The sequence below is a fragment of the Hyalangium gracile genome, from assembly GCF_020103725.1.
GTDB classification, from domain to species: domain Bacteria; phylum Myxococcota; class Myxococcia; order Myxococcales; family Myxococcaceae; genus Hyalangium; species Hyalangium gracile.
Genome location: NZ_JAHXBG010000009.1, coordinates 155961 through 173922, shown reverse-complemented (window position 1 = coordinate 173922; position 17962 = coordinate 155961). Strand labels below are relative to the sequence as shown.

12 protein-coding genes are annotated in these 17962 nt (G+C 70.5%); 8 read left to right on the top strand and 4 right to left on the bottom strand.

Annotated elements, in window-relative coordinates; translation table 11 throughout:
* Position 1: 1 nt before the first annotated feature.
* The gene (locus tag KY572_RS20065) at positions 2-1042 is read left to right on the top strand and encodes a hypothetical protein (RefSeq protein WP_224244504.1); all 1041 of its coding nucleotides are present in this window, start codon (positions 2-4) and stop codon (positions 1040-1042) included.
* A 12-nt stretch (positions 1043-1054) separates the two neighbouring features.
* Here the strand turns inward: KY572_RS20065 and KY572_RS20060 are convergent, their stop codons facing one another.
* Together KY572_RS20060 and KY572_RS20055 are read right to left on the bottom strand one after the other, a co-directional pair.
* Positions 1055-5713 carry a translocation/assembly module TamB domain-containing protein gene (locus tag KY572_RS20060; protein ID WP_224244503.1) on the bottom strand — a complete coding sequence of 1553 codons (4659 nt, stop codon included), beginning with the start codon at positions 5711-5713 and terminating at the stop codon, positions 1055-1057.
* A gap of 41 nt (positions 5714-5754) precedes the next feature.
* Entirely contained in the window at positions 5755-7863 is a 2109-nt protein-coding gene (locus tag KY572_RS20055) for a BamA/OMP85 family outer membrane protein (protein ID WP_224244502.1), read from the bottom strand.
* A gap of 166 nt (positions 7864-8029) precedes the next feature.
* On the opposite strand from KY572_RS20055, the gene KY572_RS20050 reads away from it, so the two are divergent.
* Entirely contained in the window at positions 8030-8335 is a 306-nt protein-coding gene (locus KY572_RS20050; protein WP_224244501.1) for a hypothetical protein, read from the top strand.
* 45 nt (positions 8336-8380) lie between these two features.
* Here KY572_RS20050 and KY572_RS20045 read toward each other — a convergent pair whose 3' ends face one another.
* Positions 8381-9931, bottom strand: a complete 1551-nt coding sequence (locus KY572_RS20045) for a 4-alpha-glucanotransferase (protein ID WP_224244500.1) — start codon at positions 9929-9931, stop codon at positions 8381-8383.
* 128 nt (positions 9932-10059) lie between these two features.
* Here KY572_RS20045 and KY572_RS20040 point away from each other — a divergent pair, with 128 nt between their 5' ends.
* The 4 genes from KY572_RS20040 (at position 10060) to KY572_RS20025 (ending at position 12689) form a co-directional block, all read left to right on the top strand.
* Entirely contained in the window at positions 10060-10638 is a 579-nt protein-coding gene (locus KY572_RS20040) for a DNA-3-methyladenine glycosylase (protein ID WP_224244499.1), read from the top strand.
* A 35-nt stretch (positions 10639-10673) separates the two neighbouring features.
* On the top strand, positions 10674-11306 hold the full coding sequence (locus KY572_RS20035; protein WP_224244498.1) for an RNA polymerase sigma factor: 633 nt from the start codon (positions 10674-10676) through the stop codon (positions 11304-11306).
* Positions 11307-11379: 73 nt separating this feature from the next.
* The gene (locus KY572_RS20030; RefSeq protein WP_224244497.1) at positions 11380-11619 is read left to right on the top strand and encodes an anti-sigma factor family protein; all 240 of its coding nucleotides are present in this window, start codon (positions 11380-11382) and stop codon (positions 11617-11619) included.
* Positions 11616-12689 carry a radical SAM protein gene (locus tag KY572_RS20025; RefSeq protein WP_224244496.1) on the top strand — a complete coding sequence of 358 codons (1074 nt, stop codon included), beginning with the start codon at positions 11616-11618 and terminating at the stop codon, positions 12687-12689. Before KY572_RS20030 ends, KY572_RS20025 begins: the two co-directional genes overlap by 4 nt.
* 20 nt (positions 12690-12709) lie before the next feature.
* On the opposite strand, the gene KY572_RS20020 is transcribed toward KY572_RS20025, so the two are convergent.
* Positions 12710-13507 carry an MBL fold metallo-hydrolase gene (locus KY572_RS20020; protein WP_224244495.1) on the bottom strand — a complete coding sequence of 266 codons (798 nt, stop codon included), beginning with the start codon at positions 13505-13507 and terminating at the stop codon, positions 12710-12712.
* A 500-nt stretch (positions 13508-14007) separates the two neighbouring features.
* On the opposite strand from KY572_RS20020, the gene KY572_RS20015 reads away from it, so the two are divergent.
* Together KY572_RS20015 and KY572_RS20010 are read left to right on the top strand one after the other, a co-directional pair.
* Positions 14008-14895 carry a sigma-70 family RNA polymerase sigma factor gene (locus tag KY572_RS20015; protein WP_224244494.1) on the top strand — a complete coding sequence of 296 codons (888 nt, stop codon included), beginning with the start codon at positions 14008-14010 and terminating at the stop codon, positions 14893-14895.
* An 8-nt stretch (positions 14896-14903) separates the two neighbouring features.
* Positions 14904-17861, top strand: coding sequence for a serine/threonine-protein kinase (locus KY572_RS20010; RefSeq protein ID WP_224244493.1), 2958 nt, complete (start codon positions 14904-14906; stop codon positions 17859-17861).
* Positions 17862-17962: the final 101 nt, after the last annotated feature.

Genomic DNA, 17962 nt, shown 5'->3' with positions numbered 1-17962 from the left:
GATGAAGCTTCGAGTCTCGCTGCTCCTGCTGCCCGTGCTGTACTCCCTCGGCTGTGGTCCCACCGAACAAGCGCCCGTCGTGGATGAGCTGACGGGAGAGGTGCTGCAGGAGGCCACCACCACGTACGACATGAACCGGCTGCTGGAGGACGCGGACATCACGGGGGGGCAGTGGATCACCACCGCGCAGGTGCAGCAGTTCCTCCAGCAGAAGGGCAGCTACCTGGCCACGTACACGGATCCGGCGTGGGGCAAGACGGCGGCGGCGCTCATCGTCGAGCGCTCCAAGGCGTACCAGATCAGCCCGCTCTACATGCTGGCGCGCATCCAGACGGAGTCGAGCCTCATCACCAGCGGCACCTCCTCCAACCTGGCCAAGGCGTGTGGCTGCGGCTGTCCGGACAGCAGCGGCTGTGACGCGGCCTACACGGGCTTCGGCAACCAGGTGGAGTGCGCGGCGAAGAAGATGCGCGGCTACTTCACGTCCCTGGACTCGGGCGGCTCCACCATCTCCGGGTGGAAGGTGGGCGTGACGAAGAGCTCGCTGGATCCGTGCTCGGTGCGGCCGGCCACCAAGGCCACCGCCGCGCTCTACACGTACACGCCGTGGGTGGGCGCCTACGCGACGCAGTGCGGGAGGAAGACGGTGGGTGGCTCGTCGCTGGTGGCCTCGGCGTACAACCGCTTCAAGGGCGAGTACGCGTGGGGTACCGGCGGCACCTCGTGCTACTCGGGCACCGTGGACGCCAACGTCGCCGAGTTCACCTGCGTGCAGAGCTCCTCCGACGCGCTGTGGCGCAAGTGCGTGGCGGGCGTCTTCACCGGGGGCTCGACGACGAAGCCCACGGGCTGCACCACCTCTTACCCGTACTGCCCGTCGGCCACGCTGGGCCACCCCGTGCCCACGCGCACCTGCGTGCAGTCCTCGGGGGACTTGCAGTGGCACCAGTGCGGCGTGGAGGGCGCGTGGAAGTCCGCCCCCAACGCCCCCACGACGGGCAGCGGCCCGGTGGGCACCTGCTACGAGATCCACGCGCTCTGATGAGCGTGGACCTCAGTAGTCCTTGCTCCAGATGAGGTCCAGGCCGCCGGAGCGCGCGTCGCCGTAGTTGGCCTCGAGGCTCCAGGCCGGGGTGAACTGGTACTCGAAGCGGACCGCGTTGGCGTTCTCGCGGCTCTGGGCCGCGGTGCCCACGCGGCCCGTGTAGCCCACGTAGATCTTGTCCGTGAGGTACTTGCCCACCTCGAGCTTGGTGCCGGCCAGCCCGCTGTCGCCCGCCTCGATGGAGAACACGTCCAGGGGCAGCTCGGCCGACAGCGCCTTCTTGGCCTGCGAGGCCACCAGCGAGCCCACCACCGACGCGGCCTGCGCGCCCGTCATCGACGAGCCCGAGTTGCGCTCCAGCGTCCGCCGGCCCGTGGCCAGCAGCGTGTAGATCTCCGTCTCGGACATCGGCGGATCGCTCGTGGGCTCGATGGTGAAGTCCTTGCCCTGGCCGCGCACGTGGATGAAGACGGTGACGTTCTCCCGCTCGTTGACGTGTTCGGCGGTGATGTTGAGGTAGGGCGCCAGCGGCGGCCCGGTGAAGTTCACCCGGCTTTCGCGCTGCACGTCGAAGCGGCGCCCCAGCGCATCCACCCGGCCGCGCTGGACGATGACCTCTCCGGCGAGGAAGGGCTGGTCCGTGTAGGAGACCTCGAAGTTCTGCGACAGCCCCAGCTCGATGTTCACGTCCGAGCCGCGGACCCAGAGGTTCCTCGGCGCGTTGATGAGGATGCGGTAGGTGCGCTGGACCTCCTCCTCGGAGTCGGAGGTGTCCACCAGGTCCCTCGGCTGGGCACCCGCGCCGCCCGTGCCCGCGACGCTCGGCTTCCCGGTGACCGGCGTGTCGGTGTTGCTGGCCGAGGCGGTGTCCTCGGCCGTGCCGCTGGTGGGCGTGCCGTCCTTCGGAGGCTCGTTGCGCTTGCGGCGGCGCTTGTCCACCGGGACGCCGTTGCGCACCAGGACGATGTCGCTGGCGGGCTCGAGCGGCTGCAGATCCTTGCGCTGCACCTCCGGCAGCTCGATGTGGGCCTCGGGGATGGTGAGGTTGCGGATGTTGACGGTGTCGAGGCTCAGGCTGCCCTCGAGCGAGGCCCGCAGCGACGCGACGGCGACGAGCTGGTCCTCCGAGATGATGGGGAACTTCTCGAGCCGGGTCTCGCCGGTGAGCTCGTAGGCCCCGGTCTTCGAGCGCACGGCCTCCGCGGTGAGGCGCAGCTGGCCGGCGCCGCCACGCGCGAAGAGCTGCTGCAGGTGGATGCGCTCCTCCGTCACGCCGAGGGCGACCTGGATGTCGCGGTACTCGCCGAAGCCCATCAGCCCCAGCCGGCCGTCCTTCCAGTTGACGGTGCCCTTGAGGGTGGGCGCGCCCACGGTGCCGGCGATGGCCGCGTCCGCCTCGAGCACGCCGCCCAGGCTGCGCACCATCTCGGTGGCGCCGGAGAGGAAGCCCATGTCGAAGCGCCGGGCCACCACCTTGACGTCCAGCGGCACCTTCTTCACCTCCAGCCCCTGCTGCACGGCGGGCAGGGACAGGTCCAGCGGGATGCCGGCCCGGACGAGCAGGCTGCCTCCCGAGGGAGCGGAGACGGTCGCGTCCAGGTCGGAGCGAGCGTCCGCGTAGGTGTAGTGGACGTGGGCCTGGCCCAGCGCGAGCCTGCCCACGCCGAGCTGCTGGAGGCCCACGTCGAGGACGACCTCCGGCGTTGCGGGAGTGCCTCGCGCGGACACCTCCAGGGAGACGATGCCCTGCAGCCCCTGCTCTCGCAGCGTGGGGTCGGCCTCGGCCAGACCCATCAGCTCCTTGAGGGCCGTGGGGTGGAGGCGTCCCTTGAGCTCGAAGGGCACCCAGCCGATGACGTCCTGGTCCTGGATGGCGCCCAGCGGCGCGTCGAGCGTGGCGCTCAGCTGCGCCAGGGGCGCGGTCTTGTCGCCGTCGTACCGGAGCGTCGTCAGCTCCGCGCGGATGTCGTCTCCTCCGCCGTTGACGGAGAGGTTGGCATCCAGCGGCGGCAGCCCGTTGGCGCTGACGCGGCGGGCCTGCACGTTCAGCCGGGCCTCGGGCACGAGGACGGAGCCGGACAGGGCGAACGTCGCGGTGACGGTGCCCTCGGCATTCTGGAGCCCGGCCAGGGCCCCCACCTGGGCGAGGGCCAGCTCCTCCATGGCGCCCTCCACGTTCAGCCGGGCGCGCATCACCTCGTCCGCGGTGGGCGGCTTGATGAGGAACTGGCCCAGCGTGAAGGGCGTCTTCAGGGTGACGTAGGTCTGCTTCGCCAGGCCCTGCAGCTCGAAGCGCGCGCCCAGGGCTCCGGTCGCCTCATCGGACGCGGCGGTCAGCGTGAAGGCGAGCGGATCCTTCAGGACGCCCTGCGGCAGGCCTCCATAGACCAGCCCCTCGCCCTTCATCGTGAAGGTGAGGCGTGGCTCCCTCGCGGGCCCCTTCACCTCCAGCACGCCGCTGAGCTCTCCGCTCACGGGCTCCGGGCGCCCGAGCATCTTCCGCGTCTCCTCGATGCTCAGGCGGGCGAGGTTCACCCGGAGGCTCATCTCATCCTTGCGGTGCCGCAGCAGGCCCTGCACCGGCACGTCGAAGTCCGCGGTGATGCTGGCTGCCGGCACGTTCGCGGTGAGGGTGCCGCTGGCGCGGTCCTTCACGTAGGTGCCCTTCAGCGTGGCGTTGATGTCCGAGTACTCCTGGAAGCGGACGTCCGCGAGCGTGAGGGAGATGTCGGCGTCCGGGCGAGGCAGCCGCCCGCGCGCGCTCACCCGCGCGGAGACGGTGCCGCCCAGCTTGAGCGTCTCGGGGATGAAGGACCTGGGGAGCTTCGTGAGGTCCAGCGCGTCCGCCTCCACGCGCCCGTCCACGTGCTCGCCTTCCTTCACGAGCGTGACGGCCAGGCGCTGCTGGTCGGACACGAGCGTGAGGGCGGGCTTCACTTCAAGCCTGCCGCCGCCGAAGCCCACGTGAGAGGTGCCCCGCAGCGTCCAGGTGCCCTCGGGCCAGGCGAGCGTCATCGCCTTCACCGCGAGCCCCTCCTGGTCCTCGTCCACGGTGCCGGCCAGCGTGAGGCCCAGCACCGCGTCGCCCGCGGTCTTCACGGTGGCCTCCAGCTCCCGGCCCCGCGTGATGATGGCGGCCGAGAGGTTCTGGAAGGTGCGGCCGCCCGTCTGCAGCTCGCCCACCACCAGCGAGGCATCCGCGGACAGCGGCCTGGTGACGTCCGGCAGCGAGGCCTTCAGGTTGAGGTCCTTGATGAGGTTGTCCTCGTAGCCCAGGGTGGCGAAGGTGCCCGAGAGCTCCACTCCCGGGGTGCGCAGCGGCCCCTCCACCTGGAAATCCAGCGCGCCACTGCCGGACAGCGGCAGCGCTGGGCCCGGGCCCAGCCGGCCCACCGTCTGCCCGAGCACGGCGAGATCCGACGCGCTCAGGCTGCCCTTCATCTGGATGTGGTCCACCTTGCCCTGGCCGCGCGCGTCCAGCGAGGCGCCCGGCAGCAGCACCCGCAGGCGCGAGAGCGTGTAGTAGCCGTCCTTCGCGCTCGCCTTGAGCTCCACCGGCCCGAGCGGCTGTCCCTTGAACTTCGACGGGGAGACGTTGAGCTCCACCTGGCCGTCGAGCGTCTCCAGGCTCGTGCCTCCGCCGCTCGCGTTGAGGTTGGCGACGATGGAGGTGGTCGCCGCGTTCTCCATCAGCTCGGCGAGGTTGATGTCCCGGGCCCGCACGGTGACGCCGTCGCTGCGCATCGTGGCGACGTTGAAGGAGCCATCCACGTTCATCGTGGCGCTCCCGGCCTTCACCGTCAGGCTCGTGCGGGCGACGTCGCCCTGCTTCTGGCCGTTACCCTCCACGCTGACGGGCGCGATCAATGGATAGGTGGGCACGAAGGCCCGAGCCGTCGCTGGCTCGAGCGACAGGCGCTCGAGCTCCATCCACGCCTCGCTCAGCCCGCGCATGCCACCGCGGGCCTGGAGCACGAGCCCCGCCACGGTGAGGTCCACGTCCGTGGAGAGGTTCTGCTCCTCGCCCTGGCCCCGGAGCGTCAGCTTCACCGGGCCGGTGAGGGGGCGGGAGAGCCCACCGGTGGCGTCCAGCCGCACGTCGAAGGCCTGCTTCGCCGCGCCATAGCTGGCCGCGCCCTGGGCGTCGAAGTCCTCCAGCCGCACCTGGCGGGTGCCCTCCGCGGTGTCTCCCTCGAAGTCGACGTAGCCGTCCTCCAGCCGCAGGTCCCTCAGCGAGAGCCGCAGCGAGCTCCGGCCCGTGGACGGCTCCTCGGGCTTGGGGTTGCGGGGCTCCAGCGCCCGCATGAGGTTGAGGCCGCGCTCGTCCTGCACGAGGTACAGGCGCGGCTTCTCGAGCCGGGCGGAGGTGATGACCACGTGCTGGGCCACCAGGGGCGCCAGGGACAGGCGCGCGTCCACCAGGGCCACCTCGGCCACCAGGTCCCCCTCGGGGGTGTAGAGCTTGGCGTCCCGCAGGGTGAGCCCCGACAGGCTCAGCTCCACCGCGCCCGCCTCCAGTCGCCCGGAGAGCTGCTCGTTCGCCAGGGGCAGGGCCTTGCCGAGCACCCACCGCTCGCCCGCGGGCGAGGTGAGCCAGGCCAGCGCGCCGGCCACCAGCAGCAGCACCAGGCCTACCAGCCCCAGCACGCCCCAGACGATGCGGCGCACCCAGCGCCTCCATCGGGCATGCTTGTGCGCCTTCGGTGGTGTCAAAACGCCTCTCCAATCGACAGCTGGAACGTGCAGAGCCCGTCCGGGGCTCCCGCGTAGGTCGACTTCTTGCTTCCCAGGCCGAAGCAGGTACCGCCGGCAGGATAGGTGTACCCCGCGCCCTCGACGGGCAAGGGGGGGCCGATCGGCAACCGTCGGGCGATGTCTACTCGGATGGGCCCCACCACGGTGATGTAGCGCAGCCCCACTCCCAGTGCGTGGTACAGGCTGTTACTCAAGGCGTTCCGGCCTCCCAGGGACAGCGACTCGGCGCCCACGAAGCCCGTGTCCCAGAAGCTGGCCAGCGCAATACTGTCGGTGATCCGGTAGCGGACCTCCAGTGAGGTCTCGAAGAGGCTGTTGCCGCCGATGGGCACGGTGCCCGCCTCCGGGTCGGCCGGATTGATGGCCACCTGGGGAGACAGCCGCTGGCTGTTGAAGCCGCGCATGGACGAGCCGCCGCCGGAGAAGAAGCGGTTGACGATGGAGCTCTGCCGCTGCCCCGTCTTCTTGTTGCGGTAGGGGATGAGCGTGCCCAGGCGCACCTTGCCCGCCACCGTCAGCCGCTGCTCCAGGCCGAAGGACTGGTAGTAGCGCAGGTCCGGCAGCAGGCGGATGTACGTGAAGTCGCCGAACAGCGGCCCGCCGCCGCCCTGCACGGAGAGCGCGGCGTAGTAGCCGGCGCGCGGCTCGATCTTGTCGTCGCGCCGGTCCCACTCGACGGTGGTCTCCAGGTAGCTGAGCTGGATGGCGCACGGCTTGTTCGGGTCATCGGAGTTGTTGTTGCGGCAACCCAGCGTGATGAGGGGAATTCCCTGCTCGTTGGCGCCCACCCGCCCCTTCAGCTCGTACAACTCCAGGTTGTAGGCCGGGAAGACGGACAGGTCCGGGTGCGGCTGCCAGATGACGCCGGTGCGCAGGCGCCCGCCGACGAAGGAGTACGCCTGCTCCAGGCCCTTCTCCCCGTTGAGGGAGGCCTGCAGGCGCAAGTCCCGGAAGAGGAAGCGCGGCTGCTCGAACTCGGTGGTGGCCTCGAAGATGAGGCCGCTCTTGGAGTTCTCCTGGCCCGTGCTCACCCCGTAGATGGACGGCAGGAAGGCGTAGCCCAGGCGCCCCCTCACCGTGAGCCGGCGCAGCCCTCCGAAGATGTTGCGGTTGGTCCACTCACCCAGGACGCGGCCTTCCTGGCGCGCGGCGTCCACACCCAGGCCTCCGCCCAGGCGCACCGAGCGCAGCGGCGCCTCGCGCACATCCACCACCACCGGCACCGTGGCCGCCTCGCGATCCGGCCCGCCGCGGTTGACCTTCACCGCGCCGAAGACGCCCATGCCGAACACGCGGGCCTGGGCCTCGGCGAGCGCCGTCTCGCTGTACCAGTCGCCCTTGCGGACCGCGCCCTGCGCCTGCTCGATGATGCGCTTGGGCGCCACCTGCGGGTTGGCGTCCGTGGCGACGAAGATGTTGCCGAACTTGTAGCGCGGGCCCGGCTGCACCTGGAGCGCCACCGAGGCCAGGTGCGTGTCCACGTCCACCTGCACCTCGCCGCCCACCTCCGCCTCCGCGTAGCCCAGCTCGCGCAGCCGCCCCTGGAGCAGCTCCTTCACACCCTGCCAGTTCTCCTCCAGGAAGACGTCGCCCTTGTTCAGCGGCAGCTCCGCCTTCACCCGGCGCTGGTGGTCGTCGGGCAGCTGCTCCATCCCGGAGAGCTCGATGGTGCCGATCCGCGTGGGCTCGCCCTCGCGCACCTGGGCCACCAGCTCCACCGCCTCCTTTCCCTCGGGCTTCACCGTGTTGGAGACGACCTGGGCCTGGTAGTAGCCCTGCGCCTGGTAGTAGCGCTCGATGCGCCGCAGGTCCGCCTGCCACGCGTTCGGGTCGAAGTAGGAGGGCCCCTTGTCGAAGGGCCAGAGCGGCTCCCACCACGGCGTGTCCGTGGTGAGGATCTTCGCCTTGATGTCGCCCTCGCTCACCTTGTCGGTGCCCTCGATCTTCAGGTCCTTCACCTCGAGGGCATCTGGCTGAGGCTTGGTGGTGGCGCACGCACAGGCAAGCGCCAGCAGGAGGAGGAGGGGGGCTCGGAGTCGATGTCGGAGAAGGGCGACGTCCACAGACCCTGTACATATCCATTCGTCCACGCCTTGGCCTGTCCGCGGTGCATCAAAGCCGGGGCACTGTCGCGTTTCGCGATCCTGGCCATGGCCGGAAGGGCAGATCCCGGACACTTGGCGTCGTCACACGTGCAAGCCGCTCCGGCTTGGGCCAGAGTGTCCGGGTATGACCTGGCGAATCAGAGGGTTGCTCGGGGCGGCCCTGGCGGTGGTGCTCTCCTGCGGGCCTGGCAAGGATGACTCGGTGCGGCTCCGGGAGGGGCAGAACCTGGACGACATCGACGAGTGCCCGGGCCTGCTCTGCGGGCGGGAGCTGGAGTTCTGCGCGGAGCTGCTCTTCGAGTACGGGCGCTCGCCGCCGCTGTGCGTGACGGACGACATCTGCGAGCGGCTCGAGTGCGTGTCCCAGGGCAAGCGCTGCGTCCTGTTCGACGGCATCCCCATCCAGCTGCGCTGCATCGACGACGAGTAGCGCCCGGCGGAGCCCCTCGGCAGGGGAGCCCCGCGCGGGGAGCGCTCAGCGGCGCGCGGAGGCGGTGAGCCAGGCCAGCCGCTGCGCGGCGTCACGCGACTGCGGATCCTCCAGCAGGGCGTCCACGTCCTGGGTGATGCGGTAGGCCCAGTTGCTGTCGCTCATGGTGCCCGGCAGGTTGATGCGCTCGCGCGTGCCGAGGATGTCCTGCCAGGGCAGCACGCACAGGCTGCTGCTGGAGTTGAGCGCCGCGGCCAGCATGGCCCGGTGCACCTCGGGGGTGAACTCCTTGGTGACGGTGACGCCCTGGAACTCCGGCCAGGCCTTGGCCACGGCGGCGCGCTCGTCGTCGCGGCTGGCGTCCCACCAGTCCGCCATGGGCTCCGTGTCGTGGGTGCCCGTGGTGGCCAGCGAGATGGCCGGGTACTGGTGCGGGTTGCGGTAGACCAGGTCATCGCGCTCCCAGCGCATCACCCGGTAGCCGGGCAGCCCCAGGTCCGCGAGGATCCTCCGCACGAACGGGGGGATGACGCCCAGGTCCTCGGCGATGATGCCGGCGCCCTCGGACAGCAGGCGGAAGTGCTTCTCGCCCAGCCGCTTGTGGCTCTCCTCGTCCGGGGGGATGAAGCGCCCGGTGGGCGTCTTCTCGTCGCGGATCCACTGGCGGAAGTAGCCCACCGCGTGGTCCACCCGGCGCAAGTCGTAGTAGCTGGCCGCCTTGGCCGCCCGCGCCTTGAGCCAGCGGTAGTCGTCCTTCTCCATCGCGGCGAAGTCGAAGTAGGGCAGGCCCCAGTCCTGGCCGGTGGCGGAGAAGTCATCCGGCGGCACGCCCAGGCGCGCGTCCCGGCGGAGGATGTCCGGGTGCGCCCAGGTGTCCGAGCTGTCCTGGCCGATGATGAAGGGCTCGTCGCCGCACAGCAGGATGCCGCGCGCCTTGGCCTGCGCGCGCACCTGGTTCCACTGCTGCTCGGCCACCCACTGCAGCCAGGCGTGGTAGCGCACCCGGCGCTCCAGCCGAGCCCCTTCCGCCTTCAGCGCCTCGGGTTGGCGGGTGCGCACCGGCTCCGGCCACTCCCACCACGCGCGGCGCTGCTGGTCCTCGGAGATGGCGGTGAACAGGGCGTAGCTCTCCAGCCACTCGCCCTGGGCCTCGCGCCAGGCCTGGAACTCGCGGGCCCGCGCCGACTTCGAGGCCCACTCGTGCTTGTCGAAGTGCGAGAAGGCCCGGTCGAAGGCGGCGTCCTTGAGCGGGAACACCAGGTCATACCGGATGCGTGGGGCCGCGCGCGCCTCGGCCAGCTGGCGCTTCTGCTCGTCCGAGAAGGCGCCCTCGCCGCCCGTGGCCTGGAACTCCGGCAGCTGGTGCGGGTCGATGAAGAGCGGGTTGAGGCCGAACGCGGAGCGCGTGGCATAGGGGCTCGGGTCGCCCGGCGCGGTGGGCAGCAGCGGCAGCACCATCAGCAGCTTCTGCCGGGCTTCCGTCATCCACCGGAAGAGGCCTTCCATGGCGCCGAAGTTGCCGATGCCGAAGTCCGTGCGGGAACGCAGCGAAAAGACTGGGAGAAGAAGACCGGAGAGCCGGCCGGTAGGGAGCATGCGCGCAATCTGCCCCAGCCATTGGCGACTGCAAACCGTTTTGGCGCCCCCGGCTGCTCGGATGCCCGCTCGGGGGATGGCGGCGGTGTTGACGGGCGTTGTACCGGAGGACAATTTTCCTGCCCACCGTGAACCTTCCCGAGTCCTTCTATGCGCGCCCGGCGCTCACCGTTGCCCGAGAGCTGCTCGGCACCCACCTCGTGATGGAGGAAGGGGGCCGGCGCCGGGTGGGGCGCATCGTCGAGACGGAGGCCTATATCGGGGAGCATGACCTGGCGTGCCACGCCGCCAAGGGGCTCACCCCGCGCACGGAGGTGATGTTCGGGCCTCCCGGGCGCGCCTACGTCTATCTCATCTATGGCATGCACCACTGCTTCAACGTGGTGACGGATGCGCCCGGGGTGGGCGCCGCGGTGCTGGTGCGAGCCGTGGAACCCCTCGATGGTTTCCCCCCAGGGGCGCGGACGGACGGGCCCGGGCGTCTGTGCCGGGCGTTCGGCATCACCCTGGCGCACAACAGGTTTGACCTCAAATCATCCCCCTTGTTCCTCACGGAGGGGGAGCGGGTGCCGGAGGCGCGGGTAGCGCGGGGGCCTCGGATCGGGGTGGACTATGCAGGCGAGTGGGCGGCCGAGCCCTTCCGGCTGTGGGTGAAGGACAGTCGCCACGTGAGCAAGGTGCCTTCCAGGGCTGCCCGTCGTCCTTGACGGCGGCCGTCCTGACTGGAAGGTTGCGTCTGGTCATGTCCGAAGAGCTCGCCACCCAGCCTGAAGACCGGCAGCAAGAGGACCGGCGGCTTCTGTCGCGGGCCCAGACGGGAGACATGGCCGCTTTCGAGCAGCTGGTCGAGGCGCACCGTGACAAGGTGTTCGGCCTGGCGCTGCGGATGACGCGCTCGGAGGCGGACGCGGCGGAGATCACCCAGGACACCTTCCTGTCGGCCTACCAGCACCTCAAGGATTTTCGCGGGGATGCGGCGTTCGGCTCGTGGGTACACCGCATCGCGGCAAACCACGCGCTGATGCGGCTGCGCCACCGGCGGGTGGTCCAGGCGGTGGAGGACGACATCAAGGGCCCGGAGTTCACCGAGCTTGGCTCCCTGGCCGATTACCCGGAGCGTGACTGGAGCCGGGACGCCGAGGAGAAGGCGCTGGACGCGGAGCTGGGGCAGGCCATCCAGCAGGCGACGGATCGGCTGCCTGAGGGGTACCGCGAGGTCTTTCTCTTGAAAGATGTGGAGGGCCTCAGTTACGAACAGATCTCCGAGCTGACAGGGGACTCTGTTCCGGCCATCAAGAGCCGGTTGCACCGGGCGAGGCTTGCCCTGAGGGAAGCCATCGACCTGTTCTACAATCAGGGCGCTCTGGCGGAGTGAAACGCTCGGGAGCCCTGAGCATCATCGGAAGTGAGGAAGCGATTCGTCGGGGAAGTCCGCGGTCGAGGTTCGGATGTATACCTGCAAAGACTCAATCAACCTCCTGCTGGACTACCTCGACGGCGAACTGTCGCCGGAGGATGCGCAACATCTGAAGGAGCACCTTCAGGGTTGCGCGCCTTGCGTGGACTTCCTGCGCACGTACCGGGCCACGCCGGGCCTGTGCAAGAAGGCGCTGGCGCACCGGATGCCTCAGGAGATGTCCTCCAAGCTGACCGAGTTCCTCCGGTCGAAGATCAAGTCCGCGTCGTGAACCTGAAACAACTGTCGCTCCCGGAGCTGGAGCAGGCGCTGGCGCCGCTGGCTCCCACGCCCACGGCGATCCGCAAGGTGTTCGCCGCCGTCTTCGCGCATGGCGCGCAGACGGTGGAGCAGGTGTGCCAGGCGCCGCAGGTGCCCAAGCGGGTGGCCGAGCACCTGAGAGCCCACGCCGAGCTGCCGCGCCTGGAGGTGGTGGAGCGGCGGAAGGCGGAGGACGGGTTCGTGAAGTACCTGTTCGCCTCGCCCCTGGGGGGCCGGGTGGAGGCGGTGCGGATTCCGATCTTCGACGAGAAGTACATCGTCTGCGTGTCCAGCCAGGTGGGCTGCGCGCTGGCGTGTGACTTCTGCATGACGGGGAAGCTGGGGTTCCAGCGCAACCTGCGGACGTGGGAGATCCTGGATCAGGTGCTGCAGGTGCGCGCGGAGGCGGACCGGCCCGTGCGCGGCGTGGTGTTCATGGGGATGGGGGAGCCGCTGATCAACTACGCGGAGACGCTGCGGGCGGCGCAGATACTGTCGCACCCGGCGGGGTTCTCCATCTCGGGGACGTCTATCACCTTCTCCACGGCGGGGATGGTGCCGGCCATCCGGCGCTACACGCGAGAGGGCCACCCGTACCGGCTGGCGTTCTCGGTGACGAGCGCGATTCCGGAGAAGCGGGCGAAGGTGCTGCCCATCGAGAAGGCGCACCCGCTGCCGGAGCTGGTGGAGGCGATTCGCGAGTACACGCAGGTGCGGCGCGAGCGGGCGATGATCGCGTACGTGGCGATCTCGGGGTTCAACCTGGGGCTCGAGGACGCGCTGGCGCTGAAGGACACGTTCGAGGGGATCCCCATCAAGGTGGATCTGATCGACGTGACGGATCCGACGGGGAAGTACCTGCCGCCGACGGCGGAGGAGCTGAAGGCGTTTCGGGACCACCTGCAGGTGCTGAAGTCGCCGATTGCGCGGCGGTACTCGGGAGGCAAGGACATCGGCGCGGCGTGCGGCACGCTGGAGGCGAGCCAGTACGGCGGCCAGGTGCTGACGGCGCCGGCTCCCAACGTGGAGCAGCCTTCCTGACGGTATTGACCGTTCGCCCGTCAGGGCTGGGCCGGTGGGTACCAGTTCCCCACGCGCACTTCGACGCCCACATCCGTGCCGACGAGCCGGGTGAACTCGTTCAGGTCGCTGCCGCGTGAGTGGTAGGGGTAGACGATCTTCGGCTTGAACTCGCGCACCGCGTCCGCCGCCTGCGTCACCGTCATGGTGAAGGGCAGGTTCATCGGGACGAAGGCGACCTCGATGTCGCGCAGCTGCCGCATCTCGGGGATGTCTTCCGTGTCCCCCGCGATGTAGACGCGCTTGCCCCCGAAGGTCAGCACGTAGCCATTGCCACGGCCCTTCACGTGGTACTGAAGGCGCTCGGGCGTGATGTTGTACATCGGGATCGCCTCGACGCCGATGTTCGCCACGGTCGTCGTCGCTCCGTTGGCGAGGACCTGCGTCGCCCCCTGGAGCGCCGCGGGCAGCATGTCTTTGACGGCCTGGGGCGCGATGATCACCGTCTGCGTCTGGGCGACGGCGGTCAGGGTGTCCGCGTTCAGGTGATCGCCGTGAATGTCGGTGACGAAGATCACATCCGGTCGCGGGAGCCCCTCGAAGGGCGCGGCGCCGCCGACGGGGTCGACGTAGATGATCTTCCCGCCCCAGGCCATGGCGAAGGTGGCGTGATTGATCGGATGGATGATCAGGTCGCCCTGGGCGGTGGGGATGGCGTCTCCCGAGATGGGCGGTTCGGGAGGGGGCGTGGTGTCATCATCGTCGTCGCACGCCGAGAGAGTGAGGGAGAGACAGAGCGCGGAGAGTGCGGAGAGCGCGAGGAGTCGAGCCTTGAGCATGGGGTCCCCTTTGTCTCCGAAACCTATACCTGGAGGTTCCCAGCGCTCGTCCCGGTTTTCATCCTCGGCGGGTCGGCTACCGGACGTTCGGAGCGCACGGTGGCCGGGCACGCGGCCACGCTCCTGTCGGACATGAGGCGCTTCGAGCACGCCTCGGGAGCCTGGGAGGCCGCGGCTTCGCTCCAGTCCGCGCCCGGCGGCACCACCCACCGCCTGGCACTGCTGCCCGATGGCTCGGTCCCGATGGTCGACGGCGCGCGCGCCTGGGGCTGGTACCCCCAGGAAAATCGCTGGCGGCCCGCGGGCAAGCTCGCGACGCGGGGGACGGGTTTCTCTGGCCCATTCACTCGACCCAGACGGGACAGGGCCACGAGGGGGCAGCCGTCCGCTCAGCCCTTCTGTCTGCCTGGGTAGGCCGAGGAGCAGCCGTGGCGGCATCCTGGTGTCGACGGAGGTAACCCATGCTCTGATGGGCCCTTCCCACCCGGAGACTGGCCGTCATGCCGCAGGAACTCGCACATGCCTTCCTCTCCGCTCGTGAGGGAGACGCAGGTCCGGAGCAGCTCCCCGAGCTGGAGGCGCGGCTGGCCCGGGCCCTGGAGATGGCTCGCGCGGCCTGGCCCGGGGTAGAGCTCGACGGCCCGCGCTTCGCCGCGCACCTGGGCCGCCACCTCTCGCCCGACAGCTCCCCCGAGGCCCTGGAGCAGCTCCACCTCGGAGATCTCTACCTCGCCTGTGCCTGCACCGAGGGAGTGCCGTCGGCGCTCACCGCCTTCGAGTCCCGCTTCCTCCCGGAGGTAGGCGTGGCGGTGGCCCGCCTGAGGCTCCCCGCGGCCACGGTGGACGACGTGCGGCAGCAGCTCCGCCAGAAGATGCTCGTCTCCACTCCGGACATGCCGGCGAAGCTGGCGACCTATGCCGGGACGGGCACGCTCTCCGGCTGGGTGCGCGCCGCCGCGCTCTGGCTCGCCCTGGACATGCAGCGCCGCCAGTCGGGCGAGTCCCAGTCGGACGACTCCGCCCTCCCGCTCCTCGTCGAGCCCGGGGATGACCCTGAGCTCGCCTACCTGAAGACGACCTACCGCGCCGAGTTCAACGCCGCCTTCGCCCAGGCCCTCACCGCGCTCGCTCCGCGCCAGCGCAACGTGCTGCGCCTCAAGTACCTGGATGGCCTGCGCATCGAGCAGCTCGGTGCCCTATATGGCGTGCACCGCGCCACCGCGGCCCGCTGGGTCGTGTCCGCTCAGGAAGCCCTCCTCGAGGAGACGCGCCGGCTGCTCACCGAGCGCCTGCGCCTCACCCACACGCAGCTCGACAGCGTGCTGCGCCTCATCTCCAGCCAGCTCGACGTGAACCTCAGTCGGCTGCTGCGCTCCCGCCTCGACTGAGCCCCGCCATGCACTGCCTGGACGAAGCCACCTTCATGGAGCTGTTGCTCGGCGGCTTGCCACCGGCTCGCGCCGCCGAGGTGGACGCGCACCTCGACTCCTGCCCCGCGTGTCGGCGCATGATGGCGCAGGCGCTCGATGCGCAGGCCTCCTCGCAGCTCAAGGATGCCGCGACCGCCACCACCGTGCCTTCCCCCTCTCGAGCCACGGGCACCGAAGACACGCCCCTGGCGCGCGGCACCACGGTGGGACGCTACCTCGTGCTGGAGCGGCTCGGCGTGGGAGGGATGGGCATGGTGTACTCCGCCTATGATCCCGAGCTGAACCGCCAGGTGGCGCTCAAGCTGCTGCGCACCGGAGCGCTGGGACTGGACGCCGAGGACGGCCGCGCCCACCTGCTGCGCGAGGCCCAGGCCATGGCCCGCGTCTCCCACCCGAATGTGGTGCCTGTCTACGACGTGGGCACCTATGGCGAGCAGGTCTTCCTCACCATGGAGCTGGTGGAGGCGCGGACGCTGCGCCTGTGGCTGCGCGATGCGCCTCGTTCCTGGCGCGAGGTGCGTGACGCCTTCGTGCAGGCGGGCAGGGGGCTGGCCGCCGCGCACGCGGTGGGCATCGTCCACGGAGACATCAAGCCGGAGAACCTGCTGGTGGGCCAGGACGGGCGCGTGCGCGTGACGGACTTCGGTCTGGCCCGCACCACCATGCCCGGAAAGCCGGGAGAGGAGCTGCCCCAGGTGGCGGGAGGCACGCCGGCCTACATGGCGCCCGAGCAGCTCGCGGACCAGCGGCACGCGGACGGGCGCAGCGACCAGTTCAGCTTCTGCGCCGCCCTGTTCGAGGGGCTCTACGGAGAGCGTCCCTTCAACGGCTCCACCGTCACGGAGCTGGCCCAGGAGATGCGCGCGGGACGGGTGCGGCCTGTCCCTCGCGGCACCCCCGTGCCGGGGTGGCTGCACCGCGTGGTGCTGCAAGGACTGGACGCGGATCCCGCTCGGCGCCATGCCTCGATCGAGGCGCTGCTGTCCGCGCTGCTGGAGGATCCAGCGGTGCGGCGGCGGCTGTGGGTGAGAGGAGGGATCGGCCTGACGGTGCTGCTGGGCGCGGTGGGCGTCACGCACGCCCTCAATGTCCGCCAGGCCCGCGCCTGCGCGGATGCCGCCGGACGCGCGCTGGCCGGTGTCTGGGATGCGCCCCGGCAGCAGGCGGTGGAGGCGGCCTTCCTCGGCACGGGCCGGCCCTTCGCCACCGCCGCGTGGGCCCAGGTGCGGCGCTCGCTGGATGCGTACACCTCCGCATGGGTGACGACGCGGACCGCCACCTGCGAGGCGACACGGACTGGCGGAGAGCAGCCGGAGGAGCTGCTGGCGGGGCGGATGCGCTGCCTGGACGGGCGCCTGGCGGAGATGGCGGCGCTCACGCAGGTGCTGTCCCAGGCGGACGCGGACGTGATGGGGCGGGCCCTGCGCGCGGTGGAGTCCCTGCCTTCACCGGCCAGCTGCGTGGGCGCGGCGGCGCCACCGGAGAGCGGAGGTGCCCAGGTGGATGGGCTGCGCGCCGAGCTGGTCCGCGCTCGGGCCCTGGGCGCGGCGGGTCGTTATAAGGAGGGACTGGCCCTGGCCCAGCCCGTGGCGGACAAGGCGCGTCAGGCGGGCGATCCGGCGGCGATGGCCGAGTCGCTGCTCGTGCTGGCCGAGCTGCTCGAGCAGGCCGGGGACTACCGGAGCGCGGAGAAGACCCTCTTCGACGCGCTCGCGTCCGCCGAGGCCAGCCGCAACGATGATGTGGCCGCGCGCGGGTGGACGCTGGCGGTGCGCCTCTCGGGCGAGCGGCTCGAGCAGTTCGCCCTGGCCACCCGCTGGCGCGAGCGAGCGGAGGCGGCCATCACCCGGCTGGGAGGAGACCCCGTGCTGCGCGCGCGGCTCCACGGCAACGTGGGGCGGGTCCTCTTTGCCCAGGGCCGCTACGGCGAGGCGGCTGAGCAGCACGCGCAGGCCCTGGTGCTGCTGGAGCGCACCCTGGGCCTGGAGAGCCTGGAGCTCGCGGACGTCCTGCTCGAGCTGAGCCAGGCCCGTGCGGCGCAGCGCCACGGCGCGGAGGCGCTCGATCTGGCCGAGCGGGCCCTGGCGTTGCGCCAGCGAGCCCTGGGGCCGGATCACCCGGACACCGGCATGGCCCTGGCGGATCTCGCCGAGGTGCGCTCCTACCGGAACGAGTACATGGAGGCGGAGCAGCGCTCCACGCAGGCCCTGGAGGTGCTGGAGCGGGCGCTCGGGCCAGAGCACCCGGGGCTCGTCTCCGCGCTCAACACGCTGGCCATGGCGCGCCTGTCCCTGCAGCAGAAGCCGGAGACGGTGCTGCCCCTGCTGGAGCGGGCGCTGCGCATCATGGAGTCCAGCGGGAGCCCGGAGATCTCCGACACGGCGGTGCTCGTCAACAACATCGGCACCACGCTGGGCAGGGCGGGGCGCTGGGCGGAGGCGGAGCGACACCTCACCGACGCGCTGGCGCGCATGGAGCGCCAGCTGGGCCCGGAGCACCCCACGCTCGTCGTGGTCCTCTTCGGGCTGGCCTCCGTGCAGCGGCAGCTGGGCCGCCCCACCGAGGCCCTGCCGCACCTGGAGCGGGCCGCCGCCATCCAGAATGCCCAGCCGGAGGATGTCCGCGGCATGTGGGTACAGTCCATGATGGAGCTGGGCAGGCTGTACCTGGAGCTCCAGCGGCCCAAGGACGCCGTGGTGCCGCTCACCCAGCTGGTCGACGGCCGGCCGAACTTCCGGGTGTCGCCCCTGGCGGGAGCCGCCGCGCGCTTCTTCCTGGCCGATGCCCTGTGGAAGTCCGGAGGGGACAAGCAGAAGGCGGTGCAACTCGCCAAGGAGGTGCACAGCATGGTGAACCCCCGGAACCCTACCGCCATCCGCCTCTTGAAGGACGTGGACGCGTGGCTCGCCCAGCACGCGAAGTGAGCTGCGGCCACGGCTGAGCCTGGATCCGGTCCGGCGAGAAATGTTTGCGACAAATCCGGGGGAGCTCCGTTGTGCATTCAAGGGCAGCGGTTCCGCCCTGT

Bases quoted from the DNA above. Each gene is read 5' to 3' on its own strand.
- KY572_RS20045 (WP_224244500.1), bottom strand. From the start codon at position 9,931: ATGCTCCCTACCGGCCGGCTCTCCGGTCTTCTTCTCCCAGTCTTTTCG.
- KY572_RS20050 (WP_224244501.1), top strand. From the start codon at position 8,030: ATGACCTGGCGAATCAGAGGGTTGCTCGGGGCGGCCCTGGCGGTGGTG.
- KY572_RS20035 (WP_224244498.1), top strand. From the start codon at position 10,674: ATGTCCGAAGAGCTCGCCACCCAGCCTGAAGACCGGCAGCAAGAGGAC.
- KY572_RS20065 (WP_224244504.1), top strand. From the start codon at position 2: ATGAAGCTTCGAGTCTCGCTGCTCCTGCTGCCCGTGCTGTACTCCCTC.
- KY572_RS20015 (WP_224244494.1), top strand. From the start codon at position 14,008: ATGCCGCAGGAACTCGCACATGCCTTCCTCTCCGCTCGTGAGGGAGAC.
- KY572_RS20030 (WP_224244497.1), top strand. From the start codon at position 11,380: ATGTATACCTGCAAAGACTCAATCAACCTCCTGCTGGACTACCTCGAC.
- KY572_RS20020 (WP_224244495.1), bottom strand. From the start codon at position 13,507: ATGCTCAAGGCTCGACTCCTCGCGCTCTCCGCACTCTCCGCGCTCTGT.
- KY572_RS20010 (WP_224244493.1), top strand. From the start codon at position 14,904: ATGCACTGCCTGGACGAAGCCACCTTCATGGAGCTGTTGCTCGGCGGC.